This is a genomic window from Rothia sp. HMSC065C03, assembly GCF_001837295.1.
GTDB lineage: Bacteria > Actinomycetota > Actinomycetes > Actinomycetales > Micrococcaceae > Rothia.
In genome coordinates this window covers 397613-413566 of sequence record NZ_KV832006.1, presented here as the reverse complement: position 1 = coordinate 413566, position 15954 = coordinate 397613, and the positions used below count along the sequence as shown (strand labels likewise).

Genomic DNA, 15954 nt, shown 5'->3' with positions numbered 1-15954 from the left:
CCGTTTTTGTGAGCTGTCCACCCTGAAAGCATGAGAGAATAGACTAGGTATCCGCTCGCTTAGACACATCAGAAGGAGTTTTCAGTGGTCGATTACGCACTCGGTGACCGCGGTAGCGTTGACATTGTCACCGATGATTACTACGAAGCAGAAACCCTCCAAATCTTTGAGGAACTGCACATCGACCGTGAACGTATCTGGTACGGTGAAGCGCGCCTCGTTCCCGAACCGGATAACCCCTACGAGCCCAATAGCATCGCCGTCTACATTGACGAATTCAAGGTAGGCCGCATGAGCGCGGCAGACTCCGCCGCGTACTGGGATTCTATTACCCGCGTGGTCGCCTCCGGCTACGAACCCATCGCGCACCTGCAGCTTTCCGCCGTTGCCGTGCGTGCTGAAGGCGGCGGCATGCACGTGAAGAGCACCGGTGTGCTCTCCCTGTCCGCACCCGGTTCCCTCTTCCCCCTCAACGACGCACCGACCCGCGCGACCCTGCTGCCCCAGGGCCCGTCGATGAAGGTGCTCGACGAGAAGGAACACTCCGAATACCTGCACAGCATCCTGCCGCCCAGCGGTGAAGGCCGCGTGATCCTGACCCTGGAAGCGAACCAGCTCAAGACCTCCGACGGCCGTTTCGTTGACAGTGTTGAGGTGCGCCACGACCGCAAGCTCGTGGGCCGCCTGAGCACCCAGATGTCTGAGCAGCTGACGCCCGTCATCCGTTACGCTTTTGAGAACGACCGCCTCACCAGCGCGTGGGGCACTATCCGCGGTAACACCCTCGAGCTGTCCCTGACCGTTCAGGCTGCACGACCCGCCGATATTCCGCAGGAATGGTACGAGACCCTGCCCAACAACGTTCCGGCTCTGCTGCCCGTTGGTGAAGAGTACGATGTGCCCCCGGCATTCGTGCCCACCGAAGGTGAACGCCACTACCTGGAGTCTTCCGCACAGCAGGCTCCGAAGAAGCGTCGCGGTTTCATGAGCTCCCTGACCGGTGGTTCCTCCACCCCCGAGCCGACCCGCAGCGAACCCGCCGCAGAGAAGCCTGCCATCGAGTACAGCATTGAGGAAGAGGAATACTACGAGCCCTCCGAACGTGAGCGTCTTCTGAATCTGGTTAAGGGTGCAGGCCTCGCAGTTCTGGTCGCCGGCCTGATTTCGATGCTGTGGACCCCGATGCTCGGCATGCTCATCGCGATTCTGGGTGGCGCTGTCGCGGCTGTAGCGTTCTACTTTGGTCGCCAGCCCCACTACGACGACTACGAGGAATACGACGAGTACGAGGAAGAATACGAAGAGACTGACGAGGCTGAAGAAGCAGACTCGAAGGCATAAACTCCTTCCCAACAGGACGTAAAAATACGAAAGGGGCGACTACCCCACCATCACGGTGAGGTAGCCGCCCCTTTCGTGCGCCCAGCAGCTCTCATGAACGTTTCTCTACACGCTAACGAAAGCCCCTGCGGGTGCCCGCGTTCCAGGACTTTCCGGAATCGGTTAAAAACCAGCGGGGGTAAAAGCCTCATCAGCTTTCACCCCCGCAAGGAGCTATATCTTAGTCCTGACCATAAGTCGCCATGAACTGATCCATCGTGTCATTCTGCAGAGCATGTGCCAGCTGCGCATTTGCAGCCTGGTCTACAAAAATGATTGACTGACCATCGTAAGACCAGCCCGGACCCGCGTTCGGCAGGGTGGTCATACGCATCGTGGTGTCACCACTAGTCAGCACCGGAGCCGCAATCTGAGCAATCTGCGCTGCGTTTAGACCCTGGTCCACGCGCATATAGTCAGTCAGAGACTCGATAGAAGACTGGAAAGATGCCACGTTGCTCAACGCGCCCTTCGCCTTCATCGTGTTGTACAGACCGCGCAGGAACGCACGCTGGTTACGGACACGCTGGTAGTCGCCATCAGCGAAAGAGTAACGTTCACGAACAAAGCTCAGAGCGCCACTACCGTTGAGGTGCATCAGACCCGGAGTAAAAGTCCAGACATTACTGGTGAATGCGAAGGGAACCTGAACGTCCACGCCGCCAATAGCGTTCACGAGAGACTTGAAGCCTTCAAACTCAATCTCAGCCACGTGGTCGATCTTGACGCCCACCAAGTTCTCGATGGTAGCAACCTGCAGGGAAACACCGCCATAGTTCAGTGCTGCGTTCACCTTAGCCGTACCATATCCGGGAATATCAACCCAGGTATCTCGCATAATCGAGATGATGTACACGCCCTTGCCGTCAGCCGGGATGTGCATGAGCATAATGGTGTCTGCACGGGAACCGCTCACCAGAGCTGCATCAGCGCCGGTACGAGTATCGCTACCGAGCAGCAGGATATTCTTGCCGGGGCCCTTGATAACGCCGTAATTATAGCCGTTATCCAGGATACCGTCGCCGTCCTTATCGTGCTCGCTAGCGTTCGCTGCAAGAGCCGCGGCAGCATCGGAGCCGTTAGCGTTAGTGCCGTTCTTGCCAGTATCCGAGTTAGTCACGGTCGGAGCCTTCAGCTCCGTCACATTGAGCTTCTTAGCCTCGCCAAGCTGCTCCTTAATTTTACTGAGGTCTTCATCCACCTTAGTGATGGAGTCGAACTTCTCGGTCTTGCTATCCCAGGTGTGGCCAGCACGCCAGATAAAGAAACCAATACCGAGGGTAATAACCAGCAGAAGAATCAGCAGAATCAGCAGAATACGCTTGACCCATTTCTTCTTCTGCGACGGTTCAGAGTGAGCGTCGCCCATTAAGTTGTCCTTTGTTTGAGGTGGTGATACGCGAGGTGCGCGGCGCATCCAGCGAAGTCTCTAGAGTGCAGAGAGCCGGAAAATAACCCGCCGATATAGGGCGGTGCTGAAGGGCACAGAAAATGCACAGCTCGCAAAATACTTTCCCATTGTAACGCCGTCAGCGAGTCTACGCACCAGTGAACGAAAGGTTTTACATTACAACTTTCCTCACGTTCGCGCGAGCTATTCTGCGATGATTTGCAGAACGCACAATGCCCCGCCTCCCTGAAAACCAAGGAGAACGGGGCATTGATTTCGCTAAAAAGCAAAACCTGGAAAGAAGATTTACTTCTTACCGAAGTTGCCGAAGCGTGCGTTGAAGCGCTCGACGCGACCTGCGGAGTCCATGATGCGCTGCTTACCGGTGTAGAACGGGTGCGACTCGGACGAGATTTCAACCTCGACGATCGGGTACTCGTTGCCGTCTTCCCACTTCTCGGTCTTGTCCGAGGTCATGGTGGAACGGGTCAGGAAGACCTTGCCGGATGCGAGGTCGCGGAACAGAACCAGGTTGTAGTCCGGGTGGATTTCTGCCTTCATTGATTACCTTCTTCTGCTACTGGATTTTGCCAGTAGCCCTTATATAGATGGAGTAGGTTTTTCGATGTGCAGCTATCGAGAAAATCTCAGAGCGCATCACCATTGTGCACGCATAGGGCGCGCACAACCCATTAAGGGTACCACCTTCACGGATTAAATCCCAGTACGTTCCCTCACAGGCACCAACCTAGCTGCCGCAAGGGTACCCGAAGGAGGCGCTCACGCGGACTAAGAATCAGATGAGAACTCAGGTTATGAACGCGGGCGAGTCTCCCAGAACGCCACGGCGCTCGCCGCCGCAACGTTCAAAGAATCCACGCCGTGCGACATCGGAATCATGACCGTATCGTCACACGCTGCCAGGGTGCGCGGCGACAGTCCGTGCCCCTCCGTGCCCAGAATCAGTGCAAGCTTCTCATCCCGGCGAGCAGACAGCTCCTCCAGGGTCAGCGAGTCCTCCTCCAGCGCGAGCGCTGCGCTCTTAAAGCCCAGCTCGTGCAGGGTCTGCAGGTCGGCAGGCCACGACTCCAGACGAGCCCACGGCACCTGAAAAACGGTACCCATCGACACACGAATCGAGCGGCGGTACAGCGGATCAGCGCACCGCGGAGTCACCAGCACAGCATCCACGTTCAACGCGGCAGCCGAACGGAAAATCGCGCCCACATTCGTGTGGTCCACAATATCTTCCAAAATCGCCACGCGAGACGCACCCTGCAACAACTGCTCTAGAGGCTGCGGCGCAGGACGAGCCATCGCTGCCAACGCGCCACGGTGCAGGTGAAAACCGGTTACCTGCTCCAGCTGCTCCTCACTACCCACATACGCGGGAGTGTCAGGATGAGCGCGCAACACATCCGCCAAATCATCAGCCCACTTCTCGCTCATCAGGAAAGAAACGGGCTGATGGCCGGCAGCGAGCGCGCGACGAATCACCTTCGAGGACTCCGCAATGTAGATACCCCACTGCGGTTCCATGGCGCTACGGAGCTTCACATCGGTCAGCTGCGTGTAGTAGCGCAGAGCCTGCTCGGGTGCCTGCGCCAGAGCCGTGACCGACTCGATGGCGTAGACACGCTCGGCACGCTCAGCGATCTGTTCGGCGCTCAGCTGCTTCGGGGCACGACTCATGCGCGCTTGAACGCGGAGTAACGACCCGCGGGGGTCACGGTCAGAGCCAGGTCCATGTCGTAGGTTGCTGCGAGGTTCGCCTCGGTAATGGTGGACAGGATCGGGCCTGCAGCGACCACGCCGCCGTCACGGACCAGCAGGGCGTGGGTGAAGCCAGCCGGGATTTCCTCGAGGTGGTGGGTGATGAGCACGGTAGCCGGTGCGTAGGGGTCAGCGGCAAGCGCGGTCAGACGCTCGACCAGGTCCTCACGACCGGAAATGTCCATGCCTGCGCCGGGCTCATCCAGCAGCAGCAGTTCGGGGTCGGTCATCAGTGCGCGAGCAATCAGCGCACGCTTGCGCTCGCCGTCGGAGAGGGAGCCGAAGGTGCGGTCAGCGAGGGTGTCGACGCCCCACTCAGCCAGCAGTTCGGTGGCACGCTCGTCGTCCATGACGTCGTATTCTTCCTTCCAACGACCGGACACAGCGTACGCTGCGGTCACGACAACGTCGGAAACCTTCTCGTTGGCGGGAATCTGGGTTGCCGAAGCACCGGAGGACAGACCAATGCGCGGGCGCAGGTCGAACACGTCAACAGCGCCGAGGGTCTCGTCAAGGATTTCAACCTCGCCGCTGGTCGGGTGCAGGCGAGCTGCCGCAATCGAAAGCAGAGTGGACTTACCGGCGCCGTTGGGGCCCAGAACAACCCAGCGTTCACCTTCGTTCACAGTCCAGGAAACGTCGTTGAGAATCTTGCGGCCGCCGCGAATCACGGAGACATTCTGAAGGTTGAGTACGGTGCTCATGGTTCTTCTTCCAGTGAGTTAGATGGATGGGATGCGCCCCCCCCTACCTCGCAACCTAGCCTGGTTGCCGGTGCAGTGAGCGCATAGTGCGCGGGTACCCCACATTGGGTTCCTCGCGCAAAGAATAAGGGGCTACAGGTGCCGCCACGGAAGGCGTGAGCGCATCCGTAACGGCACCTAAAGCAACAGAGTATTAGTCGATGAAGCCGCGTGCGCCACCGACCAGCTCAACGTGGCCGGTCTCAACGTCTGCGGTGACCATCTTCGCGATTTCCTGCGCGAACTCGTTGACGGTGTAAAGCTTGCCGGCGGTCTCGCGGCGCTGCTCAATAGCGCCGGGGTGCAGGCGGTTCAGCAGGGTTGCGGTGACGGTGCCTTCAATCATGTCAGCGGACACCACGACCAGGGAGATGCCCTTCTCGGAAAGTGCGGGGATCTCGGCGATCAGCGCGTCTTCGCCTGCGCGCTTGGACTCTGCGACGGGCTTGTACTCGTCCATGGTCTCAACCTCGCGGATGAAGTGTGCCTGGTGGCTGGTCACGAACACGATGCGTGCGCCTTCGGGCATCTTCTCTGCAGCCAGGCGTGCCAGATTCAGCTGTGCATCGCGGTTCAGGCGCATTGCGTAGTCCTCGCCCATGCCGGTCTCCATGCCGCCCGAAGCGTTCAGAATCAGGTAGTCCAGGGAACCGAAGGTCTCCACCGCGGTGTTGACGAGGTTCTGCAGGTCCTCGCTGTTGGTCACGTCAGCCTGCACTGCGATTGCCTTGCCGCCAGCCTCTTCAATAGCCTTGACAATCTTGTTTGCGCGCGGTGCCTTGGAACGGTAGTTCACCACAATGTTCGCGCCCTCAGCAGCGAGAATCTGTGCGGTGTCTGCGCCAACGCCGCGGGAGGAGCCGGTAATGATGATGGTCTTGCCGGTCAGCTGTGCCATAGTTTTATGTCCTTAAGTCTAGAAAGGGTGCGCCCACGCTCGGGCGCTTCATGCAGTCCGTACGGGGTGGAGTTAGTGACCCATGCCCAGGCCGCCATCAACGGGGATGACAGCGCCAGAAATGTAGCTAGCCTCATCAGATGCGAGCCAGCGAATCACGCGAGCGACCTCTTCCGCCTCCGCGAAACGACCAGCGGGGATGGACGCCAGGTAGTTCTTCTTGGTCTCTTCGGGCAGAACCTCGGTCATTGCGGTGTTAATGAAGCCCGGTGCCACCACGTTAGCGGTGATGTTACGGCCGCCCAGCTCACGGGTGATGGAGCGTGCCATACCGACCAGTGCAGCCTTAGATGCGGAGTAGTTGACCTGGCCGGGGGAACCGTACAGACCCACCACGGAGGAAACCAGGATGATGCGGCCGCGCTTGAGCTTCAGCATGCCCTTGATAGCGCGCTGAACCACGCGGAAGGAACCGGTCAGGTTGGTGTCGACAACATCGGTGAAGTCGGATTCCTTCATACGCATCAGCAGCATATCGCGGGTGATACCTGCGTTGGCGACCAGCACCTCCACGGGGCCGAATTCTGCTTCAATTTCCTTGAAAGCTTCGTTAATGCTGTCGGCATCGCGTACATCTGCCTTGACGGCGAAAAATTCTTCGGGGGCTTCACCGCTGCGGTAGGTGATGCAGACGTTGTGGCCTGCTGCCTGGAATTCCTTGGCAATTTCGTAGCCGATGCCTCGGTTGCCGCCGGTGACCAGCACGGTCTTGGGAGTGTTCTCGCTCATGAGCTTCCTTGATGAGTCGACCCCTCGCAATCGGAGCCGATGCAGCAGCTCCGCGGTCGGGGTGTGGACGGATGGACAGTCGAACCTTATTTTACCGCGTTTTAGGGTGATGGTGCCGCAGGCTACACTCCGCTTTTGAACACTGAACGCCTACTCCCCTTCTTTTACATGCCTCATCGGGCGCGTACACTAGCTGAAGCGGAACAGCCCGCACCCCTTTTCTGCGGGGTTGCGCGGGCACGGAATAACACCGCACGTCGAGGCGCAATAGTAAGGATAAGAAGACATGGATCTGCTCGGTTCACTTTCTCAGGATGCACAGCCCGAGTACGCCAAGTGCTCCCGCAAGGGCTGCCAGCAGGCGGCAGAATTTCAGCTGCTCTGGAACAACCCGAAGGTGCACACTCCCGAGCGCCGCAAGATTTGGTTAGCGTGCTCCGAGCACGTGGGCTGGCTGGAGAATTACCTGCGCGAGCGTGAGTTCTGGAAGCAGACTCTTCCGTTTGAGGGGTAGTGCCATCGAGAGGTGATGCCGCGTGAGGTGGCGCCGCTTGAGTGATAACCCCGCTTATCGAAAGTAGTTTCGATATATGCTATATTTGTTCTAATTAGTTCGGGTGAACATCCCGGCATGCCGGGCAACCACGCTCGCAGGGCAATCACACTCGCTGAGCAATCGCATTCAAGGAGGCACCTCCCCATGATGGGCTATTCGCATACTGTCAGCGCCGCAGCTGGCTGGCTAGTGCTCGTCGAGACGGGAGTGGTGCAGGTTCCCGATACCCCCACCCTCATCGTGACCACCCTGGCGTGCGCCGGTGCGGGCATGCTACCGGATATTGACCACCACAACGGCAGTATCGCCAACTCCATCCCGCCCATTTCACGCTGGGTAGCACGTATTGTCGGGGCGGTCAGCGGCGGACACCGCAAGGGAACGCACTCCATTTTGGGTCTGATAGCTTTCTGGGCGGTTGCCTATTTCAGTGCCAACCTGAGCTACAACGGAATCCCCTGGGCTTCACTGCTTCTTGCCGCATTCTCGGGCGGTCTAGCCTTGCGCGTGCTCGGCGCACCGGGTGGATGGATCGGTGCCGTTGCCCTTGGATACGCAGCCTATACAACCGATTCGCTGGCGCTGCTCCCCTGGGCTATTTCAGTTGGCGCCACCATTCACCTGATTGGCGACCTGCTGACAACCCGCGGCCTGCTGCCCCTCTACCCCATTGTCATCAAGCCCCTGGTGGCATCCCCCCTATGGAAAAAGAGCGGCTACATGGCGCTGCCACTCCTGGGTGATGCCGGCAGCGTACGCGAGAAGGCACTCGTTCTAGCACTGACCGGGTACATCGCCTGGTACGCGGCAGCCATGATGGGCTTTACCGAATACCCCCTACAAATGTTCGGACTGGGTATTCACGCCGCATAACTAAATTCTCACTGAGGACAGCAAAGCGCCCCGTCACTTCCCTATGGAAGCGGCGGGGCGCTTTTCTAATCCTTATCCCGACCTATCGGGGTGAGAGATTAAGCGTCCTGGATGGGCCAGAAGACGTCAACCTCAACGTTCTCTTCACCGGAGGTGGGGTACTTCTCGAACTCAGTGTTGTGCATTGGTAGTTCTCCTTCGTGAGCGGGCGGGAATCTCTTCTCCCCCGCGTTAGCTCACCATCGGTAGTGAGCCCTAATGTTTCGCGTTTGCGTCCTCGCAATGGCGGGAACAGTTACAAGTCTACGCCCCATGTATGTTGTGTTTCTACCATTTTTCCCACAATGTATGTAGAGACACATGAAAAATTCGAAAAGCCCACACAGACCCCCTGAAATATCGCCTGAGAGCTTTTCTTTCCCGCAGAAAAACCCACAAGGCAACATTATTTCCCGTCAAATACGCCGCAAGTTTGGTGTGTCAGAACCCACAAGTCACAGGCACGGGAACGCAATAACAGCACACACGCTCAGAAAACAATACAACCCCACGGGTCAGGTCACATTTTTCCGCACTATTCACGAGAAAAATACCGACAATATCTCCGCAACACATTTTCAGAACACAAAAAAATACGCCCCAGACAATAAAACAACGCGCAATACACGTAAAGAGGCCCCGGCACCACACGGTACCGGGGCCTCCCCGTACTCTTATGTCAGCGGATCACGCTTTAAGCCAGCGAAATTAGATCCTGGTAATCCTTCGACCACAGGTCCTCCACCGCATCCGGCAGAAGTAGCACGCGCTCAGGATCCAGCGCCTCCACGGCACCCTCATCGTGAGAAACCATCACGATAGCGCCCTGGTACGCCTTCAACGCGTTCAGAATCTCCTCACGCGAGGCGGGGTCCAGGTTGTTGGTCGGCTCATCGAGCAGTAGCACATTCGCGCTCGACGCCACCAGGGTCGCCAGGGACAGACGGGTCTTCTCACCGCCGGAAAGCACACCGGCAGGCTTATCCACATCATCGCCGGAGAACAGGAACGAACCCAGAATCGTGCGCACGCGGGTGTCATCCAGATCCGGCGCGGCAGACTTCATGTTCTCAAAGACAGTGCGGTCACCATCAAGAATTTCGTGTTCCTGCGCAAAATAGCCCAGCTTCGCGCCGTGACCGTACACGACCTCACCCGTATCAGGCTTGGTGGAACCAGCCAGCATGCGCAGCAGAGTGGTCTTACCGGCACCGTTCAGGCCCAGCACCACCACGCGCGAACCGCGGTCAATCGCCAAATCAACGTCCGTGAAAATCTCCAGAGAACCATAGGACTTCGACAGGCCCTGGGCAGAGAGCGGAGTCTTACCGCACGGCGCCGGATCCGGGAAGCGAATCGCCGCGACCTTATCGCTCTGGCGCTCATCCTCCAGGCCGCGCAGAAGCTTCTCAGCACGCTTAATCATCTGCTGAGCAGCAACAGCCTTCGTCGCCTTCGCGCGCATCTTATTCGCCTGCTCCATCAGAGCATTCGCCTTCTTCTGCGCATTCGCACGCTCACGCTTGCGGCGGTGCTCATCCTGCTCACGCTGAGTCAGGTAGTTCTTCCAACCCATGTTGTACTGGTCAATCACGCAGCGGTTCGCGTCCAGGTAGAAGACGCGGTTGACGACCAGCTCTATGAGGTCGACGTCGTGGCTAATAACCATCAGGCCGCCCGAGAAGTTCTTCAAGAAGTCGCGCAGCCACAGAATCGAGTCGGCATCCAGGTGGTTGGTCGGCTCATCCAGCAGCATGGTGTCTGCATTGGAGAAGAGAATACGCGCCAGCTCCACGCGGCGACGCTGACCACCCGACAGAGTAGACAGCGGCTGGGCGAGCACACGCTCCGGCAGGTCCAGGTTGGAGGTGATGACCGCCGCCTCCGACTCAGCCGCGTAGCCGCCGCCGGCAATGAACTCAGCCTCAAGACGGTCGTAGCGGCGCATACCCTTAGCGCGCACCGCCGGGTCCTCACTCGCCATATCGTCCTGCGCCTGACGCATCTTGCGCGCCACACCATCCAGGCCACGCGCCGAAAGGATACGGTCACGCGCCAGCTGGCTCATGTCATCCACCTTCGGGTCCTGCGGAAGGTAGCCGATAGTGCCGCTGCGGGTGACCGTGCCGTCAGCGGGCAGGGTCAGACCGGCAAGCACCTTAGTCATAGTGGTCTTACCGGCACCGTTGCGGCCCACCAGACCGATCTTGTCGCCCTTATCGATGCGGAAGGTGACCTCTTCCATGAGCAGGCGCGCGCCTGCACGCAATTCGAGGTTCTGTACAGCAATCATGGGTGCCTTTCCGGATGGCGGTCTGGTGTGTGGGTTGATAGTGCTCGGTAGGCGGGATTCGCCGGGCTAGAGGCGGCGAGCGCGCAGAGCACCTCATCAATTTTAGTGCAGGCGTGCCGAGTGCGCATGTGGGGCACCTTTTGTTTTTGTGGTGTGCGGTGTACTATACATACCGGACACCACTCATAGAACATTGTTCAAAACTGGGTTGTGACAAGCAGTCAACCACCGCCACCCTCAACTCTGTAGAAAAATCTGCAGAGCAATACGCATCAAAGGAGTACCACCCCAATGACCGATTCCGTGCGCGAATCAGCCCAGGAACCCCAGGCAACTCAGGCACCGCGCCGTAACGTAGCGGCAAAGACCTCCCTCGCCACCGACCTCTCCCTCATCGCAGTGTTCGCGGGCTTCATCGCCGCGCTCGCCATCATGCCCGCCGTCAGCTTGGGCGGCGTTGCGGTTCCCTTCACCTTCCAGACCCTCGGCATTTACATCACCGCACAGGTGCTCGGCGGCAAGCGTGCCACCGCCTCCGTGGCGCTGTACCTGCTGGTTGGTTTTGCTGGCCTGCCCATCTTCGCTAAGGGCGGCGCCGGTTTGGGTACGCTCGCCTCCCCGAGTGCCGGCTACCTGCTCGGCTTCCTGCCCTTCGCCGCTATTGCCGGTACCCTCGCCTACCTGTTCACCCGCAACACCCGTTCGATTGGTGCGACCTTCCTTATGGCTCTGGTCGCGAACTTCTGCGGTTTTGTGGTTCTGACCGCCTGCGGTATCGCCGGTATGATGGTGAACGCCCACATGACTTTTAACGCCGCGTTCAGCGCGGCAATGGTATTCGTTCCCTGGGATCTGGTGAAGTCCACAATCGCGGTTCTGGTTGGTTTGTCGGTACGCCGCGCCTTCCCGTCCCTGGCTTCTGCCCAGCGTTAAAAGCACACGATGTGCCACACGAGAGGATAGCTATGTTTTTTCGCCGCTCCACGCGCCAGCCTGCACCGCAACAGGTGCAAGGCGAGCAGGCGGTGAGCGCCTCTACCAGCATGCCCGCCCTTGAGCTTGAATCGGTGAGTGTTTTCACTGAGCTGCCCGAAGGCGGGCATCGCCGTATCCTCAAGGATGTGAGCCTGCGGTTCACGGCGAAGCGCACCGCGGTGCTGGGTCTGAACGGTAGCGGCAAGTCCACCCTACTGGGGCTTTTCAATGGGCTCACCCACCCGGATGAAGGTATTGTGCGCGTGAACGGTGTCGACACACTGGAGGCACCGAGCCGCGGCTCGACGGGCGCTCGCGGTCATTCGCAGGGCGCTTTTGAGGGTGTGGGCATGCTCTTCGCCCAGCCGGAGGCGCAGCTGATTATGCCCACCGTTGCCGAAGATATTGACCTGAGTCTGCGCCGTGCCGCCGCCATTGAAGGTAGTGCCCTCAGCGGTGGGCAGCGCCGCGAACGGATTCGTGAACTGCTCCGCGAGCGCGGCCTCGAACGCCTGGAGGACCAGAGCGTTTTCACCCTCTCAGGAGGCGAAAAGCAGCTGGTTGCTCTCACCAGCGTGCTGGCGGCGCGCCCGCAGATTCTTCTGCTCGATGAGCCGACCACCCTGCTGGATTTGCGCAATCGCGCGCGGCTACTCAAGCATTTGGAGTCGCTGGATCAGATGCTGGTGCTCAGCACGCACGACCTGGATTTGGCGGCGTCCTGCGATGAAGCCGTCATTATTCATGACGGCCGTTTGCTCGCTCAGGGGGATGCGGCACAGCTGGTGCAGCAGTACCGTACGTGGTGTGCCGAGGGGTTCCCCAACGAGGGTGCGACCGAAGGTCTGGATTCGGCAGGAGGCGCGCATGGGCGCTAACACGCCGCGCGTGAATCCTCGCCCCGCCGGCCAGGGCTCGGATTTCAATCCCGGTACTCTGCTGGTGGGTTTCTACCAGCCGTTGAACACGCCGGTGCATCGGGCGCCGCTATGGCTCAAGGGCACGCTCTTCTTTGGGCTGTTTCTGCTGTTGGCGGTGACCGGCTGGCAGGTGGCGCTGGTGGCTTTAGTGGCGTCCACGTTCTGCGCGTTGTGGGCTGGTGTGCCCGCCTCCCAGCTGTGGCTAGTGGTTCGCACGCTGTCTCTGCTGCTACTGATTATGGTCGGCTATTACGTGTTTACGGGTCAGTACGCCTCCGGCGCGGATGCTATCGCGACTATGCTGACGGCTTTTTATGCGTCCCGCGCTCTGCTGGTGAGCACTCCCCTGCCGGTTCTGATTGACGGCTTTGTGAGGCTGTGTTCGCCGTTGCGTTTCGTGGGTCTTTCTCCCGAGCGTCTGGGTCTGCTGATTGCGTTGATGGTCCGGTCGATTCCGGCGCTCATGGACCGTTGGGGTGCGTTGCGCAGGGCGGCGGTGGCGCGTAACCTGCCCAAGCGCATGTATTGGCGGCTGCTGATTCCGTGGGTGGTGCAGGCGGTTGATTACGCGACGGCGACCGCTCGCGCTTTGCGGGCACGACACGTGGACGAGCTGAAATAGCGCAGATACGCGAGAGGGGCGGGATGAACCGTGTAGGTTCATCCCGCCCCTTCGCTTTAACTCGCCTAGCTAGGCTGGTTTAGGGCGTTTCAATGAGGAGCACCGCCGGGAGCTGCTCCCACCACAGGTACCAGTCGTGCTGACCGTAGAGCGCCTCCACGAGCTTGTCGAAGCCGCGGTAGACACGCACCGGCATCGCCGAGGAAACCATCGTGTGCTCGACCGCCAGGATTTCGGCGTCGCGGCGGGTTGTGACCGGCACCGGCGTGTAGAACTCGATAAAGTCCGAGGCGATAACAGCCGGGTAGGCGTCATCGCGTTCAAACCAGTAGCGGGCAATGGACAGCATCGCCTCGGGGCTGGGGCTGGAATCCCACCCGCCAAAGGGCAGGTAGGCGAACACCCCGGATACATCCCGCAGCGGCAGGTCCATAATCAGCAGTTCCGCGGCGCTGTCAATGTCGGTAGCTTTAACCTTCTCATTGATGATGCCGGCGGTCAGCTCAAAGGGGTACTCCGCCTTCAACGGCATACCGATATCGTCTTCGCCGAGTTCGCCGTTCTCCATGAGACGGCGGTAGGTCTGCAGGTAGGCGCTCTCATTCAGCTGTCGGAACGCCTCGTGCGCGGCGACTTCTACACCGACCTGATCCAGGTAACGGTGCTCGTCGGTGATGAGGTCGTGTGCGTACCGCTCAACGGTGTCGGCGGTGATGTTCTGCACTGGGGTTGAGGTGCGCAGGGAGACGTTATTCTCAATGGTCCCGAGCAAGGTCGGGTCGAGGGCAACCACGATGGGGGTTGTTCCCCGGTTCTTGCCCTCGCAAAGGTGTTCGAGGTATCGCCGGTTAAGTTCGGCTCGTGGGGCGCCGTGGCGGATTCGCTCGTGTGGGTAGGGGTACAAAGCGACGAAGCGCTCGTAGAGCTCTGCCATGGTGTTCTCCGATGTTTGGTTGCCCCCAGTTTATCGCGTATTCTCGCGGAAAAATACGGGTTTCTGGAGGTTTTGGGAGGGCACGGAGGGCGTGTAATTTTTTCGTTTGATGAGTGTGTATCGGTGTGTGCTAAACACGCTTAAACTGCCTTAGTGTTGGGCGGTTTGTGCACCGATTTTCGCCAGAAAAAGACAGAAATTTTTTTGCCACCATATGAGATTTTGGGCGGTTTACACCGGGCGGTGCCAAAGGGTGCGGTGGACACTTTCGCGGAGGTGCGGGGCGCCTCCTGCGGGTCGGTATCCGCTGCCAGAACTCGGGTAGAACAGGCACCAAGTTCATGATTTACAGCCATAAAACGCCCTATTTTCTTCTTCTGCGCGTCATATTTGACGTATTAGGGGCGTCTCGGGCGAGTTCCGCCGCCGCCGCGTAGCTGCTGGAGTAAAGTGTTGGTACCAGCTACCACCCGTGCCGCGTTGGTGCGGAAAACGTCGCTGGGACCATCAACTCGCAGGAGTTCAAACCAACGGAGGTTCTCATGTCGAATAACTACTACAAAGAGATGGTTCGCCTGGCAGACAGCATCGCTGATAAGGCGCATGAGGGGCAGACTGACCGTAACGGCTGGCCCTATATCTCCCACCCTCGCCGTGTGGCTCTTGGGGTACGTAAGCTTGCGTGTGAGTTGGCTGCCGCGACTCACCCTGATATTTCTTTGGAGGAGCTGAAGGCTGAAGCGCAGATTGTGGCGCTGCTGCATGACACGGTGGAGGATACCGGCGTTTCCCTCGCATATCTGGCCCGTTACTTCTCGGCGCGTATTGTGGATGCGATTGATGCCTTGACCCGCCGCCCGGGTGAGTCGCGTGAGTCGTATCTGAGCCGGGTGCGTGTGAATGATTTGGCTCGTCTGGTGAAGCTTGCCGATATTGCGGATAATACTGACCCGCAGCGTTTGGCGCTTCTGGAGGAACCGACTCGTACCTGCCTCATGATCAAGTATGAGCACTCGCTGAAGCTGCTGCACCTGAACGACTAGGTTCAACGCTGACCATATAGAAGCCGCCCGGTATGGAATGTGTTCCATGCCGGGCGGCTTCTATGAATCATCTATTGAATTAGTCCAGGTGAGAGACTGCGTAATCAGCTTCTTCCTCGGTGAATCCTTCAGCAGATGAAGTCAGCTGGGAACGGATTGCCTCGGGAGACATGTTCATCGTCTTCTGGTAGCTCTTTGCCGATTCCAAAGCATTTGCGTTCCAGTCAGCCTTCACGTTATCCACGGCGTACTGAGCCGCCTCGGGGCTAAACTTTTCGGCAGAACTTGTCAGCTGGTTATAGATACCCTGCTTCGACATATGCATAAGGCGGGAGTACGACTGTGCCGAATTCAACGCTGATTTGTACTCGGTCGGTACTTTATCGCCCTGCTTTGCCTTGGATTCCGCAGCAGTGGTAGCAGGAGCCGCAGAGGTACCGGCATCTGCCGCAGAAGAGGTATCAGTACCTACCGCAGCGGAAGAAGCACTAGTCGCAGACGAATCAACAGCCGCCGAAGATGAGGGGGCACTTACCTTAGTGGAGCTCTTAGAGCCGCCCATCATCGAAGCGCAACCACCAAGAAGAAAAATAATTACGAGAGTGATAAACCACCAACGGAGGTAGAAGGGCTTCTTCTTAACGTAGACAGAACCGTCAGCGGCAATAATCTTTTGTGCCATGATTTCCTTTCGGCTTTCCTCAAGCAACCGTCGCATGAAGAAAA

The 15954-nt window shown here is 58.8% G+C and carries 16 protein-coding genes; 7 read left to right on the top strand and 9 right to left on the bottom strand.

Annotated features, from left to right (window positions below; genetic code table 11):
- The first annotated feature begins 84 nt into the window (after positions 1-84).
- On the top strand, positions 85-1341 hold the full coding sequence (locus tag HMPREF2605_RS07335) for an HIRAN domain-containing protein (RefSeq protein WP_070847635.1): 1257 nt from the start codon (positions 85-87) through the stop codon (positions 1339-1341).
- A gap of 220 nt (positions 1342-1561) precedes the next feature.
- On the opposite strand, the gene HMPREF2605_RS07330 is transcribed toward HMPREF2605_RS07335, so the two are convergent.
- The 6 genes from HMPREF2605_RS07330 to HMPREF2605_RS07305 all read right to left on the bottom strand — a co-directional run bounded on the left by HMPREF2605_RS07330 (position 1562) and on the right by HMPREF2605_RS07305 (position 6973).
- On the bottom strand, positions 1562-2749 hold the full coding sequence (locus HMPREF2605_RS07330; RefSeq protein ID WP_070604277.1) for an LCP family protein: 1188 nt from the start codon (positions 2747-2749) through the stop codon (positions 1562-1564).
- A 327-nt stretch (positions 2750-3076) separates the two neighbouring features.
- Positions 3077-3331 (bottom strand): type B 50S ribosomal protein L31, encoded by a 255-nt coding sequence (locus HMPREF2605_RS07325; protein WP_005506069.1) that lies wholly within the window; start codon positions 3329-3331, stop codon positions 3077-3079.
- 252 nt (positions 3332-3583) lie between these two features.
- Positions 3584-4462, bottom strand: a complete 879-nt coding sequence (locus HMPREF2605_RS07320) for a TrmH family RNA methyltransferase (RefSeq protein ID WP_070666627.1) — start codon at positions 4460-4462, stop codon at positions 3584-3586.
- Positions 4459-5247 carry an ABC transporter ATP-binding protein gene (locus HMPREF2605_RS07315; protein WP_070666630.1) on the bottom strand — a complete coding sequence of 263 codons (789 nt, stop codon included), beginning with the start codon at positions 5245-5247 and terminating at the stop codon, positions 4459-4461. The genes HMPREF2605_RS07320 and HMPREF2605_RS07315 overlap by 4 nt, the downstream gene beginning before the upstream one ends.
- Before the next feature lie 193 nt (positions 5248-5440).
- The gene (locus HMPREF2605_RS07310; RefSeq protein WP_060824810.1) at positions 5441-6184 is read right to left on the bottom strand and encodes an SDR family oxidoreductase; all 744 of its coding nucleotides are present in this window, start codon (positions 6182-6184) and stop codon (positions 5441-5443) included.
- Positions 6185-6256: 72 nt separating this feature from the next.
- Positions 6257-6973: a beta-ketoacyl-ACP reductase gene (locus HMPREF2605_RS07305; protein WP_005509097.1), complete on the bottom strand. Its 717-nt coding sequence runs from the start codon at positions 6971-6973 to the stop codon at positions 6257-6259.
- A gap of 286 nt (positions 6974-7259) precedes the next feature.
- Between HMPREF2605_RS07305 and HMPREF2605_RS07300 the strand changes: the two genes are divergently transcribed.
- A complete protein-coding gene (locus HMPREF2605_RS07300; RefSeq protein WP_005506080.1) occupies positions 7260-7487 on the top strand; it encodes a hypothetical protein in 228 nt (75 codons plus the stop codon).
- Positions 7488-7673: 186 nt separating this feature from the next.
- Entirely contained in the window at positions 7674-8402 is a 729-nt protein-coding gene (locus HMPREF2605_RS07295) for a metal-dependent hydrolase (protein ID WP_070847632.1), read from the top strand.
- A gap of 733 nt (positions 8403-9135) precedes the next feature.
- Here the strand turns inward: HMPREF2605_RS07295 and abc-f are convergent.
- The gene (gene abc-f, locus HMPREF2605_RS07290; RefSeq protein WP_070847629.1) at positions 9136-10734 is read right to left on the bottom strand and encodes a ribosomal protection-like ABC-F family protein; all 1599 of its coding nucleotides are present in this window, start codon (positions 10732-10734) and stop codon (positions 9136-9138) included.
- A gap of 291 nt (positions 10735-11025) precedes the next feature.
- On the opposite strand from abc-f, the gene HMPREF2605_RS07285 reads away from it, so the two are divergent.
- From HMPREF2605_RS07285 to HMPREF2605_RS07275, 3 genes are read left to right on the top strand one after another with little or no spacing between them, the layout of a single operon-like run.
- Positions 11026-11667, top strand: a complete 642-nt coding sequence (locus HMPREF2605_RS07285) for a biotin transporter BioY (RefSeq protein ID WP_049358339.1) — start codon at positions 11026-11028, stop codon at positions 11665-11667.
- Between the two features lie 32 nt (positions 11668-11699).
- Positions 11700-12587: an energy-coupling factor ABC transporter ATP-binding protein gene (locus HMPREF2605_RS07280; protein WP_070847626.1), complete on the top strand. Its 888-nt coding sequence runs from the start codon at positions 11700-11702 to the stop codon at positions 12585-12587.
- Complete coding sequence (locus tag HMPREF2605_RS07275; RefSeq protein WP_070847623.1) at positions 12577-13251, top strand: energy-coupling factor transporter transmembrane component T family protein; 675 nt, start codon at positions 12577-12579, stop codon at positions 13249-13251. The genes HMPREF2605_RS07280 and HMPREF2605_RS07275 overlap by 11 nt, the downstream gene beginning before the upstream one ends.
- Before the next feature lie 79 nt (positions 13252-13330).
- Here HMPREF2605_RS07275 and HMPREF2605_RS07270 read toward each other — a convergent pair whose 3' ends face one another.
- Complete coding sequence (locus HMPREF2605_RS07270; RefSeq protein WP_070847620.1) at positions 13331-14185, bottom strand: DUF4253 domain-containing protein; 855 nt, start codon at positions 14183-14185, stop codon at positions 13331-13333.
- A gap of 542 nt (positions 14186-14727) precedes the next feature.
- On the opposite strand from HMPREF2605_RS07270, the gene HMPREF2605_RS07265 reads away from it, so the two are divergent.
- Complete coding sequence (locus HMPREF2605_RS07265) at positions 14728-15228, top strand: HD domain-containing protein (protein WP_049341270.1); 501 nt, start codon at positions 14728-14730, stop codon at positions 15226-15228.
- Positions 15229-15307: 79 nt separating this feature from the next.
- On the opposite strand, the gene HMPREF2605_RS07260 is transcribed toward HMPREF2605_RS07265, so the two are convergent.
- Positions 15308-15910 (bottom strand): Ltp family lipoprotein, encoded by a 603-nt coding sequence (locus HMPREF2605_RS07260; RefSeq protein WP_070643262.1) that lies wholly within the window; start codon positions 15908-15910, stop codon positions 15308-15310.
- Between the last annotated feature and the right edge of the window lie 44 nt (positions 15911-15954).